The sequence below is a fragment of the Streptomyces xinghaiensis S187 genome (assembly GCF_000220705.2).
Lineage (GTDB): Bacteria > Actinomycetota > Actinomycetes > Streptomycetales > Streptomycetaceae > Streptomyces > Streptomyces xinghaiensis.
On the sequence record NZ_CP023202.1, the window covers coordinates 6789985 to 6806377 of the forward strand.

General features: G+C 74.1%; 18 protein-coding genes. 5 read left to right on the top strand and 13 right to left on the bottom strand.

The annotated features are described in order from the left end of the window. Positions 1-2: 2 nt before the first annotated feature. The gene (locus SXIN_RS29055) at positions 3-2498 is read right to left on the bottom strand and encodes a molybdopterin oxidoreductase family protein (protein ID WP_019708442.1); all 2496 of its coding nucleotides are present in this window, start codon (positions 2496-2498) and stop codon (positions 3-5) included. 373 nt (positions 2499-2871) lie between these two features. On the opposite strand from SXIN_RS29055, the gene SXIN_RS29060 reads away from it, so the two are divergent. Further along, positions 2872-3066, top strand: a complete 195-nt coding sequence (locus SXIN_RS29060; protein ID WP_019708441.1) for a hypothetical protein — start codon at positions 2872-2874, stop codon at positions 3064-3066. Positions 3067-3135: 69 nt separating this feature from the next. Here SXIN_RS29060 and SXIN_RS29065 read toward each other — a convergent pair whose 3' ends face one another. From SXIN_RS29065 to SXIN_RS29080, 4 genes are all read right to left on the bottom strand, one after another. Further along, on the bottom strand, positions 3136-3639 hold the full coding sequence (locus tag SXIN_RS29065; protein WP_039820998.1) for a metallophosphoesterase family protein: 504 nt from the start codon (positions 3637-3639) through the stop codon (positions 3136-3138). Positions 3640-3704: 65 nt separating this feature from the next. After that, positions 3705-4643, bottom strand: coding sequence for a glycosyltransferase family protein (locus SXIN_RS29070; protein ID WP_238153887.1), 939 nt, complete (start codon positions 4641-4643; stop codon positions 3705-3707). A gap of 232 nt (positions 4644-4875) precedes the next feature. Beyond that, on the bottom strand, positions 4876-5223 hold the full coding sequence (locus tag SXIN_RS29075) for a DUF8129 domain-containing protein (RefSeq protein WP_019706397.1): 348 nt from the start codon (positions 5221-5223) through the stop codon (positions 4876-4878). A gap of 146 nt (positions 5224-5369) precedes the next feature. Next, positions 5370-5837, bottom strand: a complete 468-nt coding sequence (locus SXIN_RS29080) for a PPOX class F420-dependent oxidoreductase (protein ID WP_019706396.1) — start codon at positions 5835-5837, stop codon at positions 5370-5372. A 274-nt stretch (positions 5838-6111) separates the two neighbouring features. Here SXIN_RS29080 and SXIN_RS29085 point away from each other — a divergent pair, with 274 nt between their 5' ends. After that, positions 6112-7389, top strand: a complete 1278-nt coding sequence (locus SXIN_RS29085) for an acyltransferase family protein (protein ID WP_157916356.1) — start codon at positions 6112-6114, stop codon at positions 7387-7389. Between the two features lie 50 nt (positions 7390-7439). Here SXIN_RS29085 and SXIN_RS29090 read toward each other — a convergent pair whose 3' ends face one another. Continuing rightward, the gene (locus tag SXIN_RS29090) at positions 7440-8195 is read right to left on the bottom strand and encodes a ZIP family metal transporter (RefSeq protein WP_095757782.1); all 756 of its coding nucleotides are present in this window, start codon (positions 8193-8195) and stop codon (positions 7440-7442) included. 9 nt (positions 8196-8204) lie between these two features. After that, entirely contained in the window at positions 8205-8753 is a 549-nt protein-coding gene (locus SXIN_RS29095; protein WP_238153888.1) for a DUF6098 family protein, read from the bottom strand. 146 nt (positions 8754-8899) lie between these two features. Between SXIN_RS29095 and SXIN_RS29100 the strand changes: the two genes are divergently transcribed. After that, positions 8900-10099 carry a hypothetical protein gene (locus tag SXIN_RS29100; protein ID WP_019708437.1) on the top strand — a complete coding sequence of 400 codons (1200 nt, stop codon included), beginning with the start codon at positions 8900-8902 and terminating at the stop codon, positions 10097-10099. Positions 10100-10111: 12 nt separating this feature from the next. Beyond that, the gene (locus tag SXIN_RS29105) at positions 10112-10717 is read left to right on the top strand and encodes a hemerythrin domain-containing protein (RefSeq protein WP_019708436.1); all 606 of its coding nucleotides are present in this window, start codon (positions 10112-10114) and stop codon (positions 10715-10717) included. A 158-nt stretch (positions 10718-10875) separates the two neighbouring features. On the opposite strand, the gene SXIN_RS29110 is transcribed toward SXIN_RS29105, so the two are convergent. From SXIN_RS29110 to SXIN_RS29125, 4 genes are all read right to left on the bottom strand, one after another. Further along, positions 10876-11697, bottom strand: coding sequence for an SDR family NAD(P)-dependent oxidoreductase (locus tag SXIN_RS29110; protein ID WP_095757783.1), 822 nt, complete (start codon positions 11695-11697; stop codon positions 10876-10878). Positions 11698-11784: 87 nt separating this feature from the next. Continuing rightward, positions 11785-11952 carry a hypothetical protein gene (locus tag SXIN_RS31655; protein WP_019706481.1) on the bottom strand — a complete coding sequence of 56 codons (168 nt, stop codon included), beginning with the start codon at positions 11950-11952 and terminating at the stop codon, positions 11785-11787. Between the two features lie 132 nt (positions 11953-12084). Next, positions 12085-12336 carry a hypothetical protein gene (locus SXIN_RS29115; RefSeq protein WP_019706996.1) on the bottom strand — a complete coding sequence of 84 codons (252 nt, stop codon included), beginning with the start codon at positions 12334-12336 and terminating at the stop codon, positions 12085-12087. 457 nt (positions 12337-12793) lie between these two features. Further along, positions 12794-13021, bottom strand: a complete 228-nt coding sequence (locus SXIN_RS29125; protein ID WP_019707973.1) for a hypothetical protein — start codon at positions 13019-13021, stop codon at positions 12794-12796. Between the two features lie 226 nt (positions 13022-13247). Here SXIN_RS29125 and SXIN_RS29130 point away from each other — a divergent pair, with 226 nt between their 5' ends. Then, positions 13248-14462: a phospholipase D-like domain-containing protein gene (locus tag SXIN_RS29130; protein ID WP_019707972.1), complete on the top strand. Its 1215-nt coding sequence runs from the start codon at positions 13248-13250 to the stop codon at positions 14460-14462. Between the two features lie 46 nt (positions 14463-14508). Here the strand turns inward: SXIN_RS29130 and SXIN_RS29135 are convergent, their stop codons facing one another. Together SXIN_RS29135 and SXIN_RS29140 are read right to left on the bottom strand one after the other, a co-directional pair. After that, positions 14509-15213, bottom strand: a complete 705-nt coding sequence (locus SXIN_RS29135; protein WP_337589366.1) for an NADPH-dependent F420 reductase — start codon at positions 15211-15213, stop codon at positions 14509-14511. A 178-nt stretch (positions 15214-15391) separates the two neighbouring features. Further along, complete coding sequence (locus SXIN_RS29140; RefSeq protein WP_019711909.1) at positions 15392-16375, bottom strand: GlxA family transcriptional regulator; 984 nt, start codon at positions 16373-16375, stop codon at positions 15392-15394. Positions 16376-16393: the final 18 nt, after the last annotated feature.

Below are 16393 nucleotides of genomic sequence, written 5' to 3' on the forward strand. Positions count from 1 at the left end.
GGTCACGGCCTTCGGCCCTTCCCCGACGGCCCGGCCGCGGTGCTCCCGGCCGCGGTGCTTCCCGTTCCCGTGGTGCCGGGGGTCTCCCCGGCGGGGGTGACGGGCTCCGCGGTCAGGGTGCCGGGCGGCGGGGCGTCGGTCTGCCGGTCGGAGTCGGCCAGCCCGTGGGCGAGCGCGGTCGCCGCGGAGGAGATCTTCTGCACCCGGACCGCGCTGTACTTGTAGAGCGGTTGCTTGGACACCGGGTCCCACTCGGTCCGGGTGGTCTCGTTGGCGGCGCGGGTGTGCCGGCCGGGCTCGGTCTGGTCCCAGTAGCCGTAGTGGAACGGGACGAAGACGACCCCCCGCCGGGTGCCGCGGCACACCGCGGGCGCCTCGATCTCCCCGCGCCGGGACACCACGCGCACCAGGTCGCCGTCGGCGATGCCCAGCCCCCCGGCGTCCTCGGCGGAGAGCTGCACCCAGACGTCGGGGGCGGCCCGCCGCAGTTCGGGCGCCCGGCCGGTCCTGGTGCGGGTGTGCCAGTGGTGCACGGTGCGGCCGGTGGTGAGCTGCAGCGGATAGGTCTCGTCGACCGGTTCGTGCGGCGGGAGGTACGCCGCGGGCCGCAGCCGGGCCCGTCCGGCCGGGTCCTGGGCACGGTACTCGGCCGGCCCGTGCTGGGCGCCGGTGGTGAGGTCGTGCCCGTAGTCCTCGCACTGGTCGGCGCGGGTGGGGAAGACGTGGTCGGTGTAGAGCCGCTCGGTGCCGTCCGGCGCCCCGGGGGTGCAGGGCCACTGGACGCCGCCGGAGCCGCGCAGCCGCTCGTACGTCAGCGCGCTCTGGTCGCAGGGCCGGCCTCGGGTGAGGGCGGTGAAGTCCCGCCAGGCGTCCTCCGGGCTCCTCCAGGCGAGCAGCGGGCCCCCGTCCTTGTCGCGCAGGTCCATCCGGCGCGCGTACTCCAGCAGGATGTCGAAGTCGGCGCGGGCCTCGCCGGGCGGTTCGACAACCTTCTCGGAGAGATGGACCGTCCGGTCGGCGTTGGTGCAACAGCCCGTCTTCTCGCCCCACAGGGCGGCGGGAAGCACGACGTCGGCGAGTTCGGTGGTCTCGGTGCGGAAGGCGTCGGAGACGACGAGGAACAGCCCGTCCCGGCCGAGCACCGAGCGGATGCGGCGCAGCTCGGGGAGGGAGACCGCCGGGTTGGTGCCGGTCACCCAGAGGAACTTCACCGAGCCCTCCTCGCAGTACCGGAAGATCTCCATGGCGGGGGTGGGCGGTGCCCAGTGCGGGATGCGGAGCGGCTCGACGTTCCACGCCTCGGCGATCTCGCGGACATGGGCCTCGTTCTGCCAGTTGCGGAAGGCCGGCAGGGCGCCGTTGGCGCCGGTCTCGCGGGTGTTCTGGGCGGTGGGCTGGCCGTTCATCTGGAAGACGGTGCACCCGGGACGGCCGATCATCCCGCGCAGCAGATGCAGGTTGTTCACCTGCACGGCGGCGGCGGTCGCCTGGTGGGACTGGTAGACGCCCTGCAGCACCGTGGACACCAGCCGCTCGCCGGTACCGAGGATCCGGGCGGCGGCGCGGATGTCCTCGGCCGGCACGCCACAGATCCCGGCCGCCCGGTCGGGGGACCAGTCCGCGACGGCGGCGGCCAGCTCCTCGTAGCCGGTGGTGTGCGCGTCGACGAACTCCCGGTCCAGCCGGCCGTGTTCGACGACCTCGTGGAGCAGCGCGTTGAGCAGCGCCACATTGGTGCCCGGACGGAGCGCCAGATGGACGTCGGCCTCGCGGGCGGTCGGGGTGAGCCGGGGGTCGGCGACCACCAGCCGGGGGCGGTCCGGGCCGTGCAGCCGGTCGAGCATCCGGGACCACAGCACGGTCTGCGTCTCGGCGGTGTTGTGCCCGACGAGGAAGAGGGTGTCGCACAGGTCGACGTCGGTGTACGAGCCGGGGTCGCCGTCGCTGCCGAAGCTCTCGATCAGCGCCCACTCGGCGGTGGCGGTGCACAGCCGCGTATTGCCGTCGAGATGGGGGGTGCCGATGCCGCCGCGGGCGATGACGGTCTGCGCGTAGTACTCCTCGGCGAACAGCTGTCCGGAGGTGTAGAAGGCCATCGCCAGCGGCCCGTGCTCGGCGAGCACCTGCCGGGAGCGGTCGGTGACGGCCCGCAGGGCGGTGTCCCAGCCGGCGGGCTCCAGCCGGCCGGCGACCCGGACCAGGGGACGGGTGAGCCGGTCGGGGGAGTTGACGGCCTGCCAGCCGTACAGCCCCTTGGGCCCCAGCCGGCCGTGGCTGACGCGGTCCCGGGCGCGGCCCCGGACACCCACCATCCGGCCGTCGTGCGAGACGGCGATGTCCAGGCCGCAGCCGTTGGAGCAGAGGACGCAGACCGAGGGGACCCAGGTGTGGACCTCCGACTCGTCCACGGTCAGATGGCGGTCCACGCGCTCGGGCCAGCGCTCTCCGGCACCGAACGGGGTGCGCGCTCCCCAGATGTCGACGGTGCGGTCGGTCACGGAACGCTCCTGTCAGCTGGGGGACGGGCGGCTGCTCTCAGGGCTGCGTCTTCCGGGTGTTCCGGGGCCGCGATCTCCGGGGGACGGACCGACGCTAGCCGCACCGCCGTCCGCGCCGGGTCCTGCCACGCCTGTTCACCCGGCCGATGCCCCGGCCGGCGGACAGCGGCGGCGGCCGGCGAGCCGCCGGGACGGCGCGGCGGGCGGGACCCGGGAGAGCGAAGGGCCGGTACGGGGTACGAGGGGCGGGGCGGGACACGCGGCGCGGGAATATCCCGCGGCGTGGCGAGCAGGCGCAGCGAAGACCGTCCGGACGGCGGGCCGGGAGCCGGTCCGCCCCGGGCGGCACCCCACGACACGGAAGGAGCCCGCCATGACGGAACGGAACGAGCGGCAGCAGCCGGATCACAAGCCCGGCACGGCGGCCGAGGAGGTCGAGGCGGAGATCCGGCGCGCCCAGGGAGAAGTGGTGCCCGACCAGGACGCCGCCGGGCGCGACGGCGAGAGCGGCGACGCGCTGACCACCAACGTCGAGGCCCAGCGGGACCCGGGGGACCCGCACCGGTGACCGTACCGCCGGCGCGGCGGCGGACCGGCCGGGCCCGTGGTCCGGCCGGGTGACCACGGGCGCGTGACCTCAGCGCCGGGGCGGCAGGCGGTGCAGCCGTACACCGGTGAGCCGGCCCTCCCCGGCCTCGGCCGTCATGAACGTGCAGTGCGGCTGCCGGCGGCGGTCCGTCGGCGAGCCGGGGTTCAGCAGCCGCAGCCCGCCGGGCGCCTCGGTGTCCCACGGGATGTGGCTGTGGCCGAAGACCAGGACGTCCAGATCGGGGAAGCGCCGGGCGCAGCGTTCCTCCCGGCCCCGCGCCGCCCCGGTCTCGTGGACGACGCCGAAACGCAGGCCGCCCAGCTCGGCGCGGGCCACTTCGGGCAGCCGGGCGCGCAGCTCCGGGCCGTCGTTGTTCCCGTGGACGCCGACCAGCCGGCGGGCCCGGGATTCCAGGAGGTCCAGGGTGGCCGTGTCCACCCAGTCCCCGGCGTGGATCACGACATCGGCGCCGGGCACCAGCTCCAGGAGCCGGGCCGGCAGTTCTTTCGCCCGCTTGGGGAGATGGGTGTCCGACATCAGGAGCAGCCGCAGGGGCCCGCCGCCGTCCGTGCGCCGCCCGTCGTCCGTCCTCCGGTCCGCGTCGCTCATCGCGTCGTTCACCCTGGCGCACCGCCCAGGGCCTCGGTGAGGCCGGTGAGCAGAGCGGTCTCGGGAGCCGAGTGGAATGCCTCGCTCCGCTGCCGGGCGAGTGCCCGGCCCTCGTCCAGGCACCAGGCCCACCAGCGGTCCAGCTCGGCCGTGTCCGCCTTCTCCACCGCCACCAGCGCGGGCCAGTCGCACGCCTGTGCCTGGGCGGTGAGTTTCGCACCGCCCGCCACGGCGTCGACGGCGAGCACGGGGACACCGGCGCGCAGGCCGGTCACCAGTCCGTGCAGCCGGTTGGTGACGAGGACGTCGAGCCGTGCGACGACGGCCTCGAACTGGGCGGCGGTGGCGGCCAGCCGCCAGTCGCCCGGGTCGAGCCGGGTCTCCACGTCGAGCCGCGCGCAGTCCTTGCCGTTCAGCCAGCCGGTGAGGGTGTCCCCGGCCGCCTCGTGCCGCCGCCGTCCGCCGTACTCGCCCTGGCCCCGGGTGAGCGCCACGCCGACGACGGGCGGGGCGGGGGAGCGGGGCGCGGAGACGGCCAGGTCGCGGCGGGGAGGCGCGTCCGGGGCGTCCCGGGCCAGCACCCGGTGGAAGCCGCGGACCGCCGGATCGGCGGCGTCCAGGACGGAGACGCCCACGGCGATGCGCAGGCAGTCCGGGAAGCGCCGGTGCAGATCCTCGATCTGGGGCCCGTGCAGCGGGCCGCAGATGAAGACGACCGCGCGGTAACGGCCGGGATCGGCCGCGTCGAGCCGCAGCCCCCGCGGATGGAAGCCGCCGCTCCAGGCGGTGTCGTACGCGGTGCCCTGCCGGTCCAGCGCGGCCCGGACGCGGTCCAGCGCCAGCAGGTCGCCCACGGTGGCCTCGCCGTGCAGAAAGCTGAACCAGCCGGTCAGCAGGACCCGGCCGCCCCGCGGTGCGGCGTCCGGCCCGTCCGTCGGCGTGCTCACTGGTGTGTCCCTCCCCCTGGGGGCTGCTGCGGATGCGCTCCCGGATGCGGCGCGGCACGCGGCGGGCTGCTGCTGGAACCGTGCGGTCCCCCCTGCGGGTCCTCTGCCGTTCGAACAGTGCCCCGGCGGGTGCGCCGGACACTACGGTGGACCGCTGAGGCCTCCGGTGCGGTGTGGTCCCGACAGCTCCGTCACACCGGAGGCCTCGCCCCGCGCGTGCCGCCCGGAACCGTCAGGGGCGGTTGCCCTTGGGCTTGGCGCGCTGGTCGGGGGTGCCGTGCGGCGGCGGGTGGATCGGCTCGGGCGAGGTCGCGGGCGTGACGGGGGAGCCGCCCGCGGTGTGCCGCGCCGCCTGCCGGAGATCCTCGCCGCCCGGCGAGGGGGTGCCGCCACCGGCCAGCTGGAGCTGGCGGGTGTTGATCATTTCCAGGACCCGGGTCCGGTTGGCGTGCTCGTGCTCGTAGTGGCGCAGGACCTCCAGCTCGGCGGAGTCCAGGGTGCGGAGGCGGTGCTCCAGTGCGCCGACCGGCAACTCGTCGTAGTCGGCCAGCGGGAGCGCCTCGCCGTCGTGCTTGCTCATGGGCAGCCTCCTGCGTTTGCGTTCGGCCTCGGAAAGCCTTCGGGTTCCCGGCGGCCGATCTCCGAAACGGGAGGAGCCGCCCGGGATGTCCGGGGGCGGCTCCTCCCGGCGGGGCCGTACCCATGGCGGGCCGGGAGGGCCGGGGATCAGTCATCGGCCAGGCGGGGCGGGAAGCCGCCGGTGGCGACCGGGCCCCAGCCGGTGATCGTCACCCGGATCAGCGACTTGTTCTGGACCCGCATCGCCTCCCGGTACTCGTCCCAGTCGGGGTGCTCGCCGGAGACGCAGCGGAAGTACTCCACGAGAGGCTCCAGGGCCTCCGGCATGTCGAGGACCTCGGCGGTGCCGTCGACCTGCACGTACGGGCCGTTGAACTCGTCCGAGAGGACGCACAGCGAAACCCGCGGGTCGCGGCGGGCGTTGCGGGCCTTCGCCCGCTCCGGATAAGTCGACATGACGACACGGCCCTCCGGGTCCACCCCGCAGGTGAGCGGGGACATCTGAGGCGAGCCGTCCCGCTTGCGGGTCATCAGGACCGCGTGGTGGCGCGGCCGGAGGAAGCCGAGGAGTTCGTCGCGGCTGACACGGTCGGCGGTGGCGATGGAACGGGGCACGTGCTCTCCAGAGGTCGGTCGGTACGGGGCCGGGCGGGCCCCGCGCGACGTTCACCTACCCGGTGGGCGGGAGAACCCACCGGCCCGGCCCGGCCCGGCCCGCGCTCCCGGTCCCCGGCCCGGCCGCTCGCACCCCGCTCCCGCCCGGTGCCGGGCCCGCCCCCGTGCCCCGCCGTGCCGTTACGGCCGGACGGCGGCGCGAGGGTCTGTACGGTGCAGGGAAGGGAAGGGCCCGCCGCCGACCGCGGGACGACACAGCGCTGGAGGTACACGGATGTCGGGAGTGCCGCAGACCCCGGTGGAGGACCACCGGGACGCGCGGGAGGCCGGCCGGTCCGAGCCCGGTCCGAAGGCCGCACCCGGCTCCGGGGGCGCCGAACGGGACCCCTTCTTCGACAACGCGAAACTGCTGGCGATGGTGCTGGTGGTGGTGGGCCACGCCTGGCAGCCGCTCAAGGACAGCCGCGCCGTCTGGGCCGCGTACTTCTTCCTCTACACCTTCCACATGCCGGTCTTCATCCTGCTCTCCGGCTACTTCTCGCGCACCTTCCGCGGCCGGCCCCGGCAGGTGCAGCGGCTCGTCGCGGCCGTCCTCGTGCCGTACGCGGTCTTCGAGACCGTCTACACCCTCTACGGCAACGCCGTCGACGACCGCGGCAACGACATCAGCCTGCTGACGCCCTGGTACCTGACCTGGTTTCTGATCGCCCTGTTCGTCTGGCGGCTCACCGCGCCGCTGTGGCTGGTGCTCCGCCCGTCCCTGGCCATCGGGCTGTCCGTCGTGATCGCTCTGCTCGGCGCGGCCTTCGACGCGGACCCCGTCCTCAATCTCGACCGGGTCCTGCAGTTCCTGCCGTTCTTCGTGCTCGGTCTGCTGATGCGCCCGGAGCACTGGGACCTCGTCCGGTCCCGGTGGATGCGGATCATCTCCCTCCCCGTGTTCGCGGCGGGCGCGGTCACGGCCTACTGGGCCCGGGGCCGGGTGACCTCCGAGTGGGCGGTGCGCAGCAAGACCTGGGAGCAGCTCGGCGCCGACTGGCCGGCCGGCGTCGCCATGAGCCTGGCCCTGCTGGTCTGCTCGCTGCTGCTCGCCGCGTCCTTCCTCGCCTGGGTGCCGCGCCGGCAGCACTGGTTCACCGCCTTCGGCGCCGGGACGCTGGTGGCGTATCTGCTGCACGGTCTGATCATCCGCACCGCCGCCTGGGAGGGCTGGTACGAGCCGCGGTTCTGGCACACCCCGGCCGGCGAACTGCTGGTCACGGTGTTCGGTGTCGGCCTCGCGCTGGTGCTCACCTCGCCCCCCGTGCGCCGCGTCTTCCGCCCGGTCGTCGAACCGACACTGGACTGGGCGTTCCCCGGCAGGCCCGGTGCCGCGCCGGAGACGCCGCCGGGAGCGCGGACGGCGCCCGGGACCGGTGCGCGGGGCGGCCCGGAGGCCGGGTCGGAGGGCGGCCCGGAGTCCCGGCCGGAACGTGCCGAGGCCGGAGCGGCGACGGGCGCGGGCGCCGAGCCGGGAACGGGAGGGCGATCCGGATCCGGGAAGGCGCCCTGAGCCCGTCCCGGGCGCGGGGGCGGCGGGCGGCGCGACGCGCCGGCCGGCGATCAGACGTGCGACAGCGTGAAGGACACCAGGAAGCCGCACACCAGGATCAGCCCGCTCGCCAGATGCGCCCGGTCGAACGCCTCCGGGATCATCGTGTCGGCGATCATCGCCAGGATCGCGCCTGCCGCGACCGCCGTCACCGCCGCCACCACCGCGGTGGACAGGCCGCCCACCACCGTGTAGCCGAGGACCGCCGAAACCGTGCTCGCGGCCGTGATCCCGCCCCACACGCCGAACACGTAGCCCTTGCCGCGCCCGGCCTCCCGCATCCCGGCCGCGCTCGACAGCCCCTCCGGAAGATTGCTGAGGAAGACCGCCGTCACGGTGACGAGGCCGACCGTCCCGCCCTCCAGCAGGCCCACCCCGATGACAGCCGACTCCGGCACCCCGTCGAGCAGCGCGCCCAGCGCCAGCGCCCGGCCGGACCCCGCCTGCTCCGCCTCCGAGGGCTGCAGCCGGTGGTGGCCGGACCGCTTGCGGTGCCGCGCGCCCCGGCGCGCCAGCACCACGTTGCCCGCGGTGTACGCGACCGCGCCGCCGGCGGTGCCGATGACGGCCGGGGCCGGCCCGGCCAGTCCGTACGCCTCGCCCAGCAGTTCGAACGAGACCGCGGACAGCAGTACACCGGCGCCGAACGCCATCACCGAGGCGATGAGGAGCCGGGGAACGCGCAGGGTGAAGCCGATGAGCGCGCCGATCAGCAGCGCGGAACCGGCGACCAGGCCCCACCAGCCCGCTTCCAGGACCTGCGGCATGACGCCCGGTCACTCCCCCCGGTCGTTCCGGCCGGTCCGCGGCCGGGCACTGCCCCGTGCCGTGCCGGGGGCACCGCCCGGGGCGCGGTCCGCGCCCCCGTCCGCGACGTCGTGCGGCCTGCGCAGCGGCCCCCACGGGCCCCGCTGCCGCGCCACCTCGGCCCGTGCCTCCGCGATGACCCCGGCGGCGATCCACGCGACCGGACGCACCCGCGCCACCAGCGGCTCGTTGTCCGGACCCCGGCCGGCCTCCTCGCCGGTGAGGACCCAGGGGCGGACCCGGGGCCCCTCGGCGTCCCGCAGATGGCTGTAGTCGTACAGCCGCCGTGCCACCCACAGCAGCGTCGGCCGGTCCCCCCACCACGCCTCCACCCGCAGCGGATTGGCCGACAGCCCGGCCAGCGGAACACCCGTCAGACTGTCCCTGCTCACCCCGCCGTGTCCCCGCAGATCCGTCTGCGGGCCGCTTGACCAGCGGACGAAGACCGGATCGACGCGCTCGACGAGATCCGCCAACCGGTGGAGCGAGGTGAGGACCGGAAGCTCTGCTGACGCCATGAGGCTATCGGTTACCCGGCGCCCGCCCGGGGCAATCCGGGCCCGGCGGCCTTGGGCCGACCGGGGAACACGGCGCTGATTCCCCTTTTACGGGGACGAGCCCGGGGTACCCAGCACTCTCGTCACTCCCCGCAACCGGAGGCCCGATGTCCTTCAATCCCCTGGAGCAGCGCGGCATTCCCCTGGACCGCCAGCTCCGCACCTGGCGCGAACTGGACGTGGAACCGATCGACCCCGACCACACCGACCCGTACACCCGCTGCCGGATCATCACCATGAACGGGATCGAGGTGGAGGCGATCCTGTTCAGCCACCAGTTCGCCCGGCACTGCCCGGACCCGCAGGTGAAGCAGCAGCTCGCCCGGACCCGCTACATCGAGGCACAGCAGCAGAAGGCCGTCAACTGGCTGCTGCCCGGCGTCTCCTCGGTCCTGGAGACGACCATCGCCTACGAGCAGGTGGCCGTCGACCTCACCGCCTGGGTCGCGCGGATGGAGCCGGACCCCTACCTTCAGCAGGCCTACCAGTTCGGCGTGCTGGAGGACTTCGACCACCTGTACCGGTACGCCAACCTGTACGAGATGATCGAGCACCGCAAGGCCGAGGAGATCGTCGACGGCCTGACGGAGGTCATGCCCGGCCGCCCCACCCCGATGCACCACCGCGACCCGGTCGACAACGTGCGGGAGCCGTACGACAAGACGCGCACCGACCCGCTGTCCAAACTGCACGCGCTGACCATCATGTCGGCCGAGCAGCAGACGATGAACTTCTACATGAACGTCGGCCCGACCTACATGGAGCCGATCGCCCGCCGCCTCTACCAGGAGATCGGGCTCATCGAGGAGGAGCACGTCACCCACTACGAATCCCTGGTCGACCCGGGGGAGACCTGGTGGGAGCAGCTCGTCAACCACGAGTACAACGAGTGCTACCTCTACCACTCCTTCATGGAGCAGGAGACCGACCGCAAGGTGAAGGCCATCTGGGAGCTCCACCTCAACATGGAGCTCGAACACCTGCACATCGCATGCGACCTGATGCGGCGGCACGACGGCCGGGACCCGGCCGAAGTCCTGGCCCCCGAGCTGCCCAACGTGCTCACGTTCGAACCGAACAAGGCATACCTCAGGGAACTCATCGCCACCCAGCTGGACCTGACCACCCTCGGCACCGGCTACGTCCGCGACGCCCACGAGCGTTTCGAGCGGATGCAGCAGAGCATCCACACCGACGGCGGCGCGCCCAGCGACCAGGTCCTGGCCGAACACCGCGACCGGTTCGGCCGCGACTACCGCATGGAGACCGAGGGCGAGCACCCGGTCCCGGAACTGCGCCAGAGCTGAGGGGGAGAAGCGATGAGCCAGACGACACCCGCCGGAATCCCCGACGCCCCCGACGCCGAGAAGGACGTCGTGGCGCTGCTCATGCAGCAGCACGGCGAGATCCGCAACCTCTTCGACGAGGTGGAACGGAGCGAGGGCGACGCCCGCCGCGACGCCTTCCACCGTCTCGTACGGATGCTCGCGGTGCACGAGACGGCCGAGGAGGAGATCGTCCATCCCTTCGTCAAACGCTCCGTACCGGGCGGTGAGGGCGTCGTCGCGGAGCGGCTGGAGGAGGAGCGCGAGGCCAAGGAGCAACTGGTCCGGCTGGAGGACATGGACACCGGCGACCCGGGCTTCCTGCCCGCCCTGCTGGCTCTCCGCATGGACGTCATGAGGCATGCCCGGGCCGAGGAGCGCTACGAGTTCGCCCGGCTGCGCCGGCTGAACGACCCCGCGAAGCTGGCGAGCATGGCCCGCGCACTGAGGATGGCGGAGGCCACCGCGCCCACCCACCCGCACCCCGGGGTGGAGTCCGCCGCCGGGAACATGGCGCTCGGACCGCTGGCGGCCATCGTCGACCGCACCCGTGACACCCTCCGCGACGCCCTGGCGAAGGACGACGGCAGGACCGGCTGACCCGGACGCGAACGGCGGACCGCCCGCCGGGCCCGTGGAAGGCCCGGCGGGCGGATACCGTGCCCGCCGGGCCTTCCTCCGTGCCCCGCCTCCGGACGCCTCGCCTCCGGACGCCCCGCCTGCGGACCGCCGCGAGCCGCACGGCCCGAGCGGGCAGGTCAGCCCCGGCCGGGCCCCTCCCCGGTGCCCGAGCCGGGCCGGGCCATCAGCCGGTGCGCCGCCGCCTTGACCGAGTCGGGCAGCACTCCGCTCGCGGCCTCCTGCACCTTCGTCCGCGCCGAGCCCGTCACGGCCTTCGGCTTCCCCTTCATCAGCGCGGCGAAGGCCTGCTCGGCCACCTGCGCCGGATCGTCCTTCGGCCCCTGCGCGATCCGGGTGTCCTCCATACCGGCGCGGCGGAAGAAGTCGGTGTCCGTCGGACCCGGCATCACCGAGGTGACCGTGACCCCGGTGTCCCTCAGCTCGTCCGCCAGCGCCTCCGCGAACGACTGGAGGAAGGACTTGGAGGCGTTGTAGACGGCCTGGTGCGGGCCGGGCATTGTCGAGGCGACGGACGAGGTGATGAGCAGCCGGCCCTCCCCCCGGTCGGCCATGCCGCGCAGCAGCCGCTTCGCCAGATGGACGGTCGACGAGATGTTGAGGTCGATGATCTCGGCCTCGTCGGCCAGGTCCGTGTCCAGGAACGGGCCGCCGCGGCCGACCCCGGCGTTGAGCGCCGCGGCGCGCACCGGCCGCCCGGCCGCGGCGGTCTCCGCGTACAGCAGCTCCACCCCGTCGTACGTCCGCAGATCGGCCCGGACCGCACGGATGTCCGCGGCCGGGGCGGCCGACCGCAGCCGGTCCACCGCCCCGGCCAGGCGCTCGTCCTCGGCGTTGAGCAGAAGGTCGAAACCGTTCGCGGCGAACTGCCGGGCCAGTTCGAATCCGATGCCGCTGGAAGCACCCGTCACCACGGCCAGGGGCCGGTTGTCGTCACTCATGCGTGACGGGTACCCGCGCTCCGTTTCCCAACCCCGCCGCGGCGTTCCGCGGCGGTTTCCCCGCTCCCGGCGCCGGTGGGCGCGGGATCAGCCTTCCTCCCGGTAGTCCTCCGGGGAGACACCGGCCTCTTCCAGGGCCTCCCGCATGTTGCGGCCCGCCCCGTCCCGGGTGCGGTCCCCCGCCTCCTCCGCGGACGCGCCCAGCACGTCGTCGGTGGACGTGGTCTTCTCCTGGCTTTCCTCGGGGGTGGTCATCTGTTCTCCTCGTTCGTCTGTGTCCCGGCGGCCCGGCTCGCCCGGTGGCCGCCCGGCCGGGGCCCGGCAGCCACCGGGCGTCGTGACGCGCCCGGGTACCCGGGGCCGGGACGCTCATGTGTCCCCGGCGGGTCAGGCGCCGCGCTCGGCCGCCAGGGTCTGCAGGCGGCTCGCGACCTCCGCCAGCTCGTGGTCGGAGGGTGCGTCCCCGCCCGCGATGAGCGCGGTGAGGTCGTCCCGCGAGACGATCTCCACGGCTCCCCGGTAGCGGTCGCCGTCCAGCTCGGCGGCGGGCACGATCTGCTCCCGCCCCTCCAGCAGGACGAGCACGGGTTGCCGGTCCGGTGACCGGAGCAGGTCCCGGACATGCTCCTGGGTGATCACATGTGATCCTTTCCGCGGGGTTCCCTGTCGTCACGGGGCGGCGGTCCGTTGCCGCCGCCCCCGCCTCTGCGGGTGGCCGCCCGGACGCCGGCGCATCACCGGAGCCCGCGCCGGTCCCTGCCCCACGGGTGTCCGCGGGGCGCCGCCCCATGCCTCGGCCGCGGACACGGACGGGAGCCCGTACCGGGCACGGGCCGGCCGTGAGCAGGCGGAGACGGGCGCCGGGCCGTACGGCACGAGGCGGCGCACGCAGGGTGACGCGCGGACGCGCGGAGGAAAAGGGGCGGGACGGGGGACGCGCACGCCGCGTCCGTCCGCACACGGACAGGGGCCCCGGAACCCGGCCCGGGCTCGGAGCCCGGCCGTGGGGCCGTCCGGCGTACGGGGCCGGAAGCCGCGTCCGGACCGTCGCCGGACCGTCGCCGGACCGGGGAGCGGGCCCGGCGGAGGCCCCCGGTCAGGCGAGGTGCAGGGCCCGGAGCGCGGAGCGGGCCTGCTGGGAGGTGACGCCCTCCAGGGCGCCCTCACCCCGGGCCAGGCCGTCCGCGATCGACTCCAGCAGATGGCGGAGCGTGGCGCACTCCCCGTCCGGGGTGCTCAGGCAGACCAGCCCTTCGGGGCCGCGCCGTACCGTCAGCCCCGGCTGGTCCGTGCTCATCCACTGACCGTAAGTGGTGTTGTCCATCGCACTATTCTGCAAAACGGCCGGCCCGCCGCGCAGCAACACCGCACGACATCACCCCCGAACGGTAGGGCCGGGCGGCTGAACGGGCCGGTCCCGGCTCGCGCCGCGGCGGTATCCGGAGGGACCGCGAACGGCGGGCCGCCCGTATTGGACCGGCCGGATTCGGGCAGCTGTTCGGTACAGTCGGCTGGAACCCCCGGCCCCCGACCAGCACCGAGGCCACACCATGAGCACCGTCCAGGACAGACCCGAGCCCGCACTCCCCGGCGGGGAGGACCGCGGGACGGCGGACCGCAAGCAGCGGATACGCCGCAGGCTGGAGCGGCTGCTGGGCATCGCCGCCACCGAGGGCAACGAACTGGTCCCGCTGCGGAACGGTGACCGGATCTTCCCGGCGATGCTGGAGGCCATCCGCTCCGCGGAGCACACCGTCGACATGATGACGTTCGTCTACTGGCGCGGGGAGATCGCCCGCCAGTTCGCCGAGGCGCTCTCCGAGCGGGCCCGGAGCGGTGTGCGGGTGCGGCTGCTGCTCGACGGATTCGGCAGCCGGCCCATCGAGAAGGACCTCCTGGAGATGATGGACGAGGCGGGCGCGCAGGTGGCGTGGTTCCGCAAGCCGCTGTGGATCTCACCGTTCAAGCAGAACCACCGCTGCCACCGCAAGGCCCTGATCGTAGACGAGCGGACCGCGTTCACCGGCGGTGTGGGCATCGCCGAGGAGTGGTGCGGCGACGCCCGCAACGAGAACGAGTGGCGCGACACTCACGTGCGGATCGCCGGCCCCGCCGTGGACGGCATCGCCGCTGCCTTCTCCCAGAACTGGGCGGAGTGCCACGACCTGCTCTTCGACGAGCGCGACCGGTTCACCGAGCAGCCCGCGCCGGGTGACGCGGTGGTGCAGGTCGTGCGCGGCTCCGCGAGTTACGGCTGGCAGGACATGCAGACCCTGATCCGGGTGGTCCTGGAGTCGGCGGAGGAGCACGTCCGGCTCGCCACCGCCTACTTCGCGCCCGACGAGTACTTCGTCGACCTACTGTGCGCCGCCGCCCGTCGCGGGGTCGCGGTCGACATCCTGCTGCCCGGGCCGCACACCGACCAGCGGGTGTGCCAGCTCGCCGGCCAGCGCCACTACGAGGATCTGCTGGCCTGCGGGGTGCGGATCTGGCAGTACCAGCCGACGATGATGCACGCCAAGGTGATCACCGTCGACGGGGTCGCCTCCCTGATCGGCTCCACCAACTTCAACCGCCGCTCCCTCGAACACGACGAGGAAGTGATGCTCACCGTGCTCGACGAGACCTTCACCGGCCGGCTGAACGCCGACTTCGACGAGGACCTGAAGGTGAGCGAACGCATGGTGGCCGGCCGCTGGAAGAGGCGGCCCGTGGCCCAGCGGGCGCGGGAGGCGCTGACCGCCCCCCTCCGCCGCTTCCTCTGACCCGGGCGTTCGCCGTCCCGGGCCGCGGGAGGCGGCCCCGTGTCGTTCAGCGGCGGACCGCGTGGAAGAGCCCGCTCATCTCCTCGGCCGTCATCTTCGCCCCGAAGACCCTGGTGCCGGGCTGGTGCCGGCGGCCGCCCTGGCCGAGATTCCCGGCGTCGACCGGGTCGAAGCCGATGTCCCGGATCAGGCCCGCGACCACGGCCTTGGCGTCCTCGTCACTCCCCGAAACGGGGATGGCGAGCCGGTCCGGCGCGCCCTTGGGGCGGCTGCCCGCCCGCAGGTTCTCCCAGTAGACGGCGTTGAACGCCTTCACCAGGTTGGACCCGGTGTGGGCGCGGATCTTCTGGCTGGAGGTGATGCGGTCCCGGTCGAGATCGGGGTCGTGCCCGTCCCGCTCCGGGAAGTAGTTGCAGGTGTCGATGACGATCTTCCTGCTGAGCGAGTCGGACGGCAGTTCGTGGTACCTCCCGAACGGGATGGACACCACGACCACGTCCCCGAAGCGCGCGGTCTCCTCGGCTGTCAGGGCCCGGGCCCGGGGGCCGAGCTCCGCCACCAGGTCCCGGAGGGTGTCCGGACCCCGGGAGTTGCTGACGGCCACCTCGTAGCCGACCCGGGTGAAGTGCTGGGCCAGGGCGGAACCCATGTGCCCGGCGCCGATGATTCCGATCCGCATAGCGTGTCCCTCTCTCGCGGGCTCTCGCAGGTCGCTTCGCTCCGCCGGCACGCGGGCGAGCACGTGCCTCACGCCCGGAGTGCCCGTGCCCCGGGCCCGGAAACCTGGCCCACCGGCCTCTCCGGCCTCTTGAGGGGGCTCCGGTGTCTTGCGCCGCTCCCGCCCATCCCGCCCGGCGGACGCCCATCCCGCCCCGGCGGACCCGCCGCCGGGGCGCCGGCCGCTTCGCCGGCGGGAGGGCGGCGGTGGATCAGGGGACCCGGAAGGTGGCGCGGTAGGCGCTCGGCGAGACGCCCAGCGCGGCCCGCAGATGCTGCCGCAGCGAGGCGCCCGTACCGAAGCCCGCCTCCGCCGCGATCCGGTCCACCGGCAGATCCGTCTCCTCCAGCAGTTCCCGGGCCCGTTCCACCCGGCGCCTCGTCAGCCACTGCACCGGGGTCAGACCGGTCTCCTCCCGGAACCGGCGGCTGAACGTCCGCACGCTCATCGAGGAGCGCGCGGCCAGCTCATGGAGCGCGATCGGCCGGCCGAGGTGCTCCTCGGCCCAGGCCCGGGCCGGCGCCGTGGAGGAGAGCCGCGGTTCCAGGACGGGGCGCGGCACGTACTGGGCCTGGCCGCCCTCGCGGTGCGGCGGTACGACGGTGTGCCGGGCGAGCGAGGCCGCCACCGCCGCACCGTGGTCGCGGCGGATCATGTGGAGGCACAGATCGATTCCCGCCGCCTCGCCCGCCGAGGTCAGGACCTCCCCGTCGTCGGTGTAGAGCACGCAGGGATCGAGGACGACATCCGGGAAGAGCTCCCGGAACCGCGCCGCGGACTTCCAGTGGGTCGTCGCCGGGCGGCCTGTGAGCAGTCCGGCGGCGGCGAGCACGAAGGCGCCGGTGCACACGGAGGCGATCCGCGTCCCGGGCCGGATCCGGGCCAGGGCCGCGGCGGTGGCGGGGGAGAGGTGTCCCGTGGCGTGGACCTCGTCGTCGCCCCGGGCGGCCGGGACGATCACGGTGCGGGCCTCGCCCAGCGCCTCGGGACCGCAGCCGACCCGGACAGGGAAGTCGGCGTCCGTGCGGATGTCGCCCGCTTCGGGCGCACAGGTCACCACCTCGTACAGCGGTTCCCCGTCCGCCGACCGGGCCCGCCCGAACAACTGGTGCACCACGCCGAGTTCCATGGGAATCAGCCCGTGCCGGACGAGGACGGCGACCGGATGACGGTCCGGGTACCGGAAGACGGCCATGGCGCGATCCTTGCACAT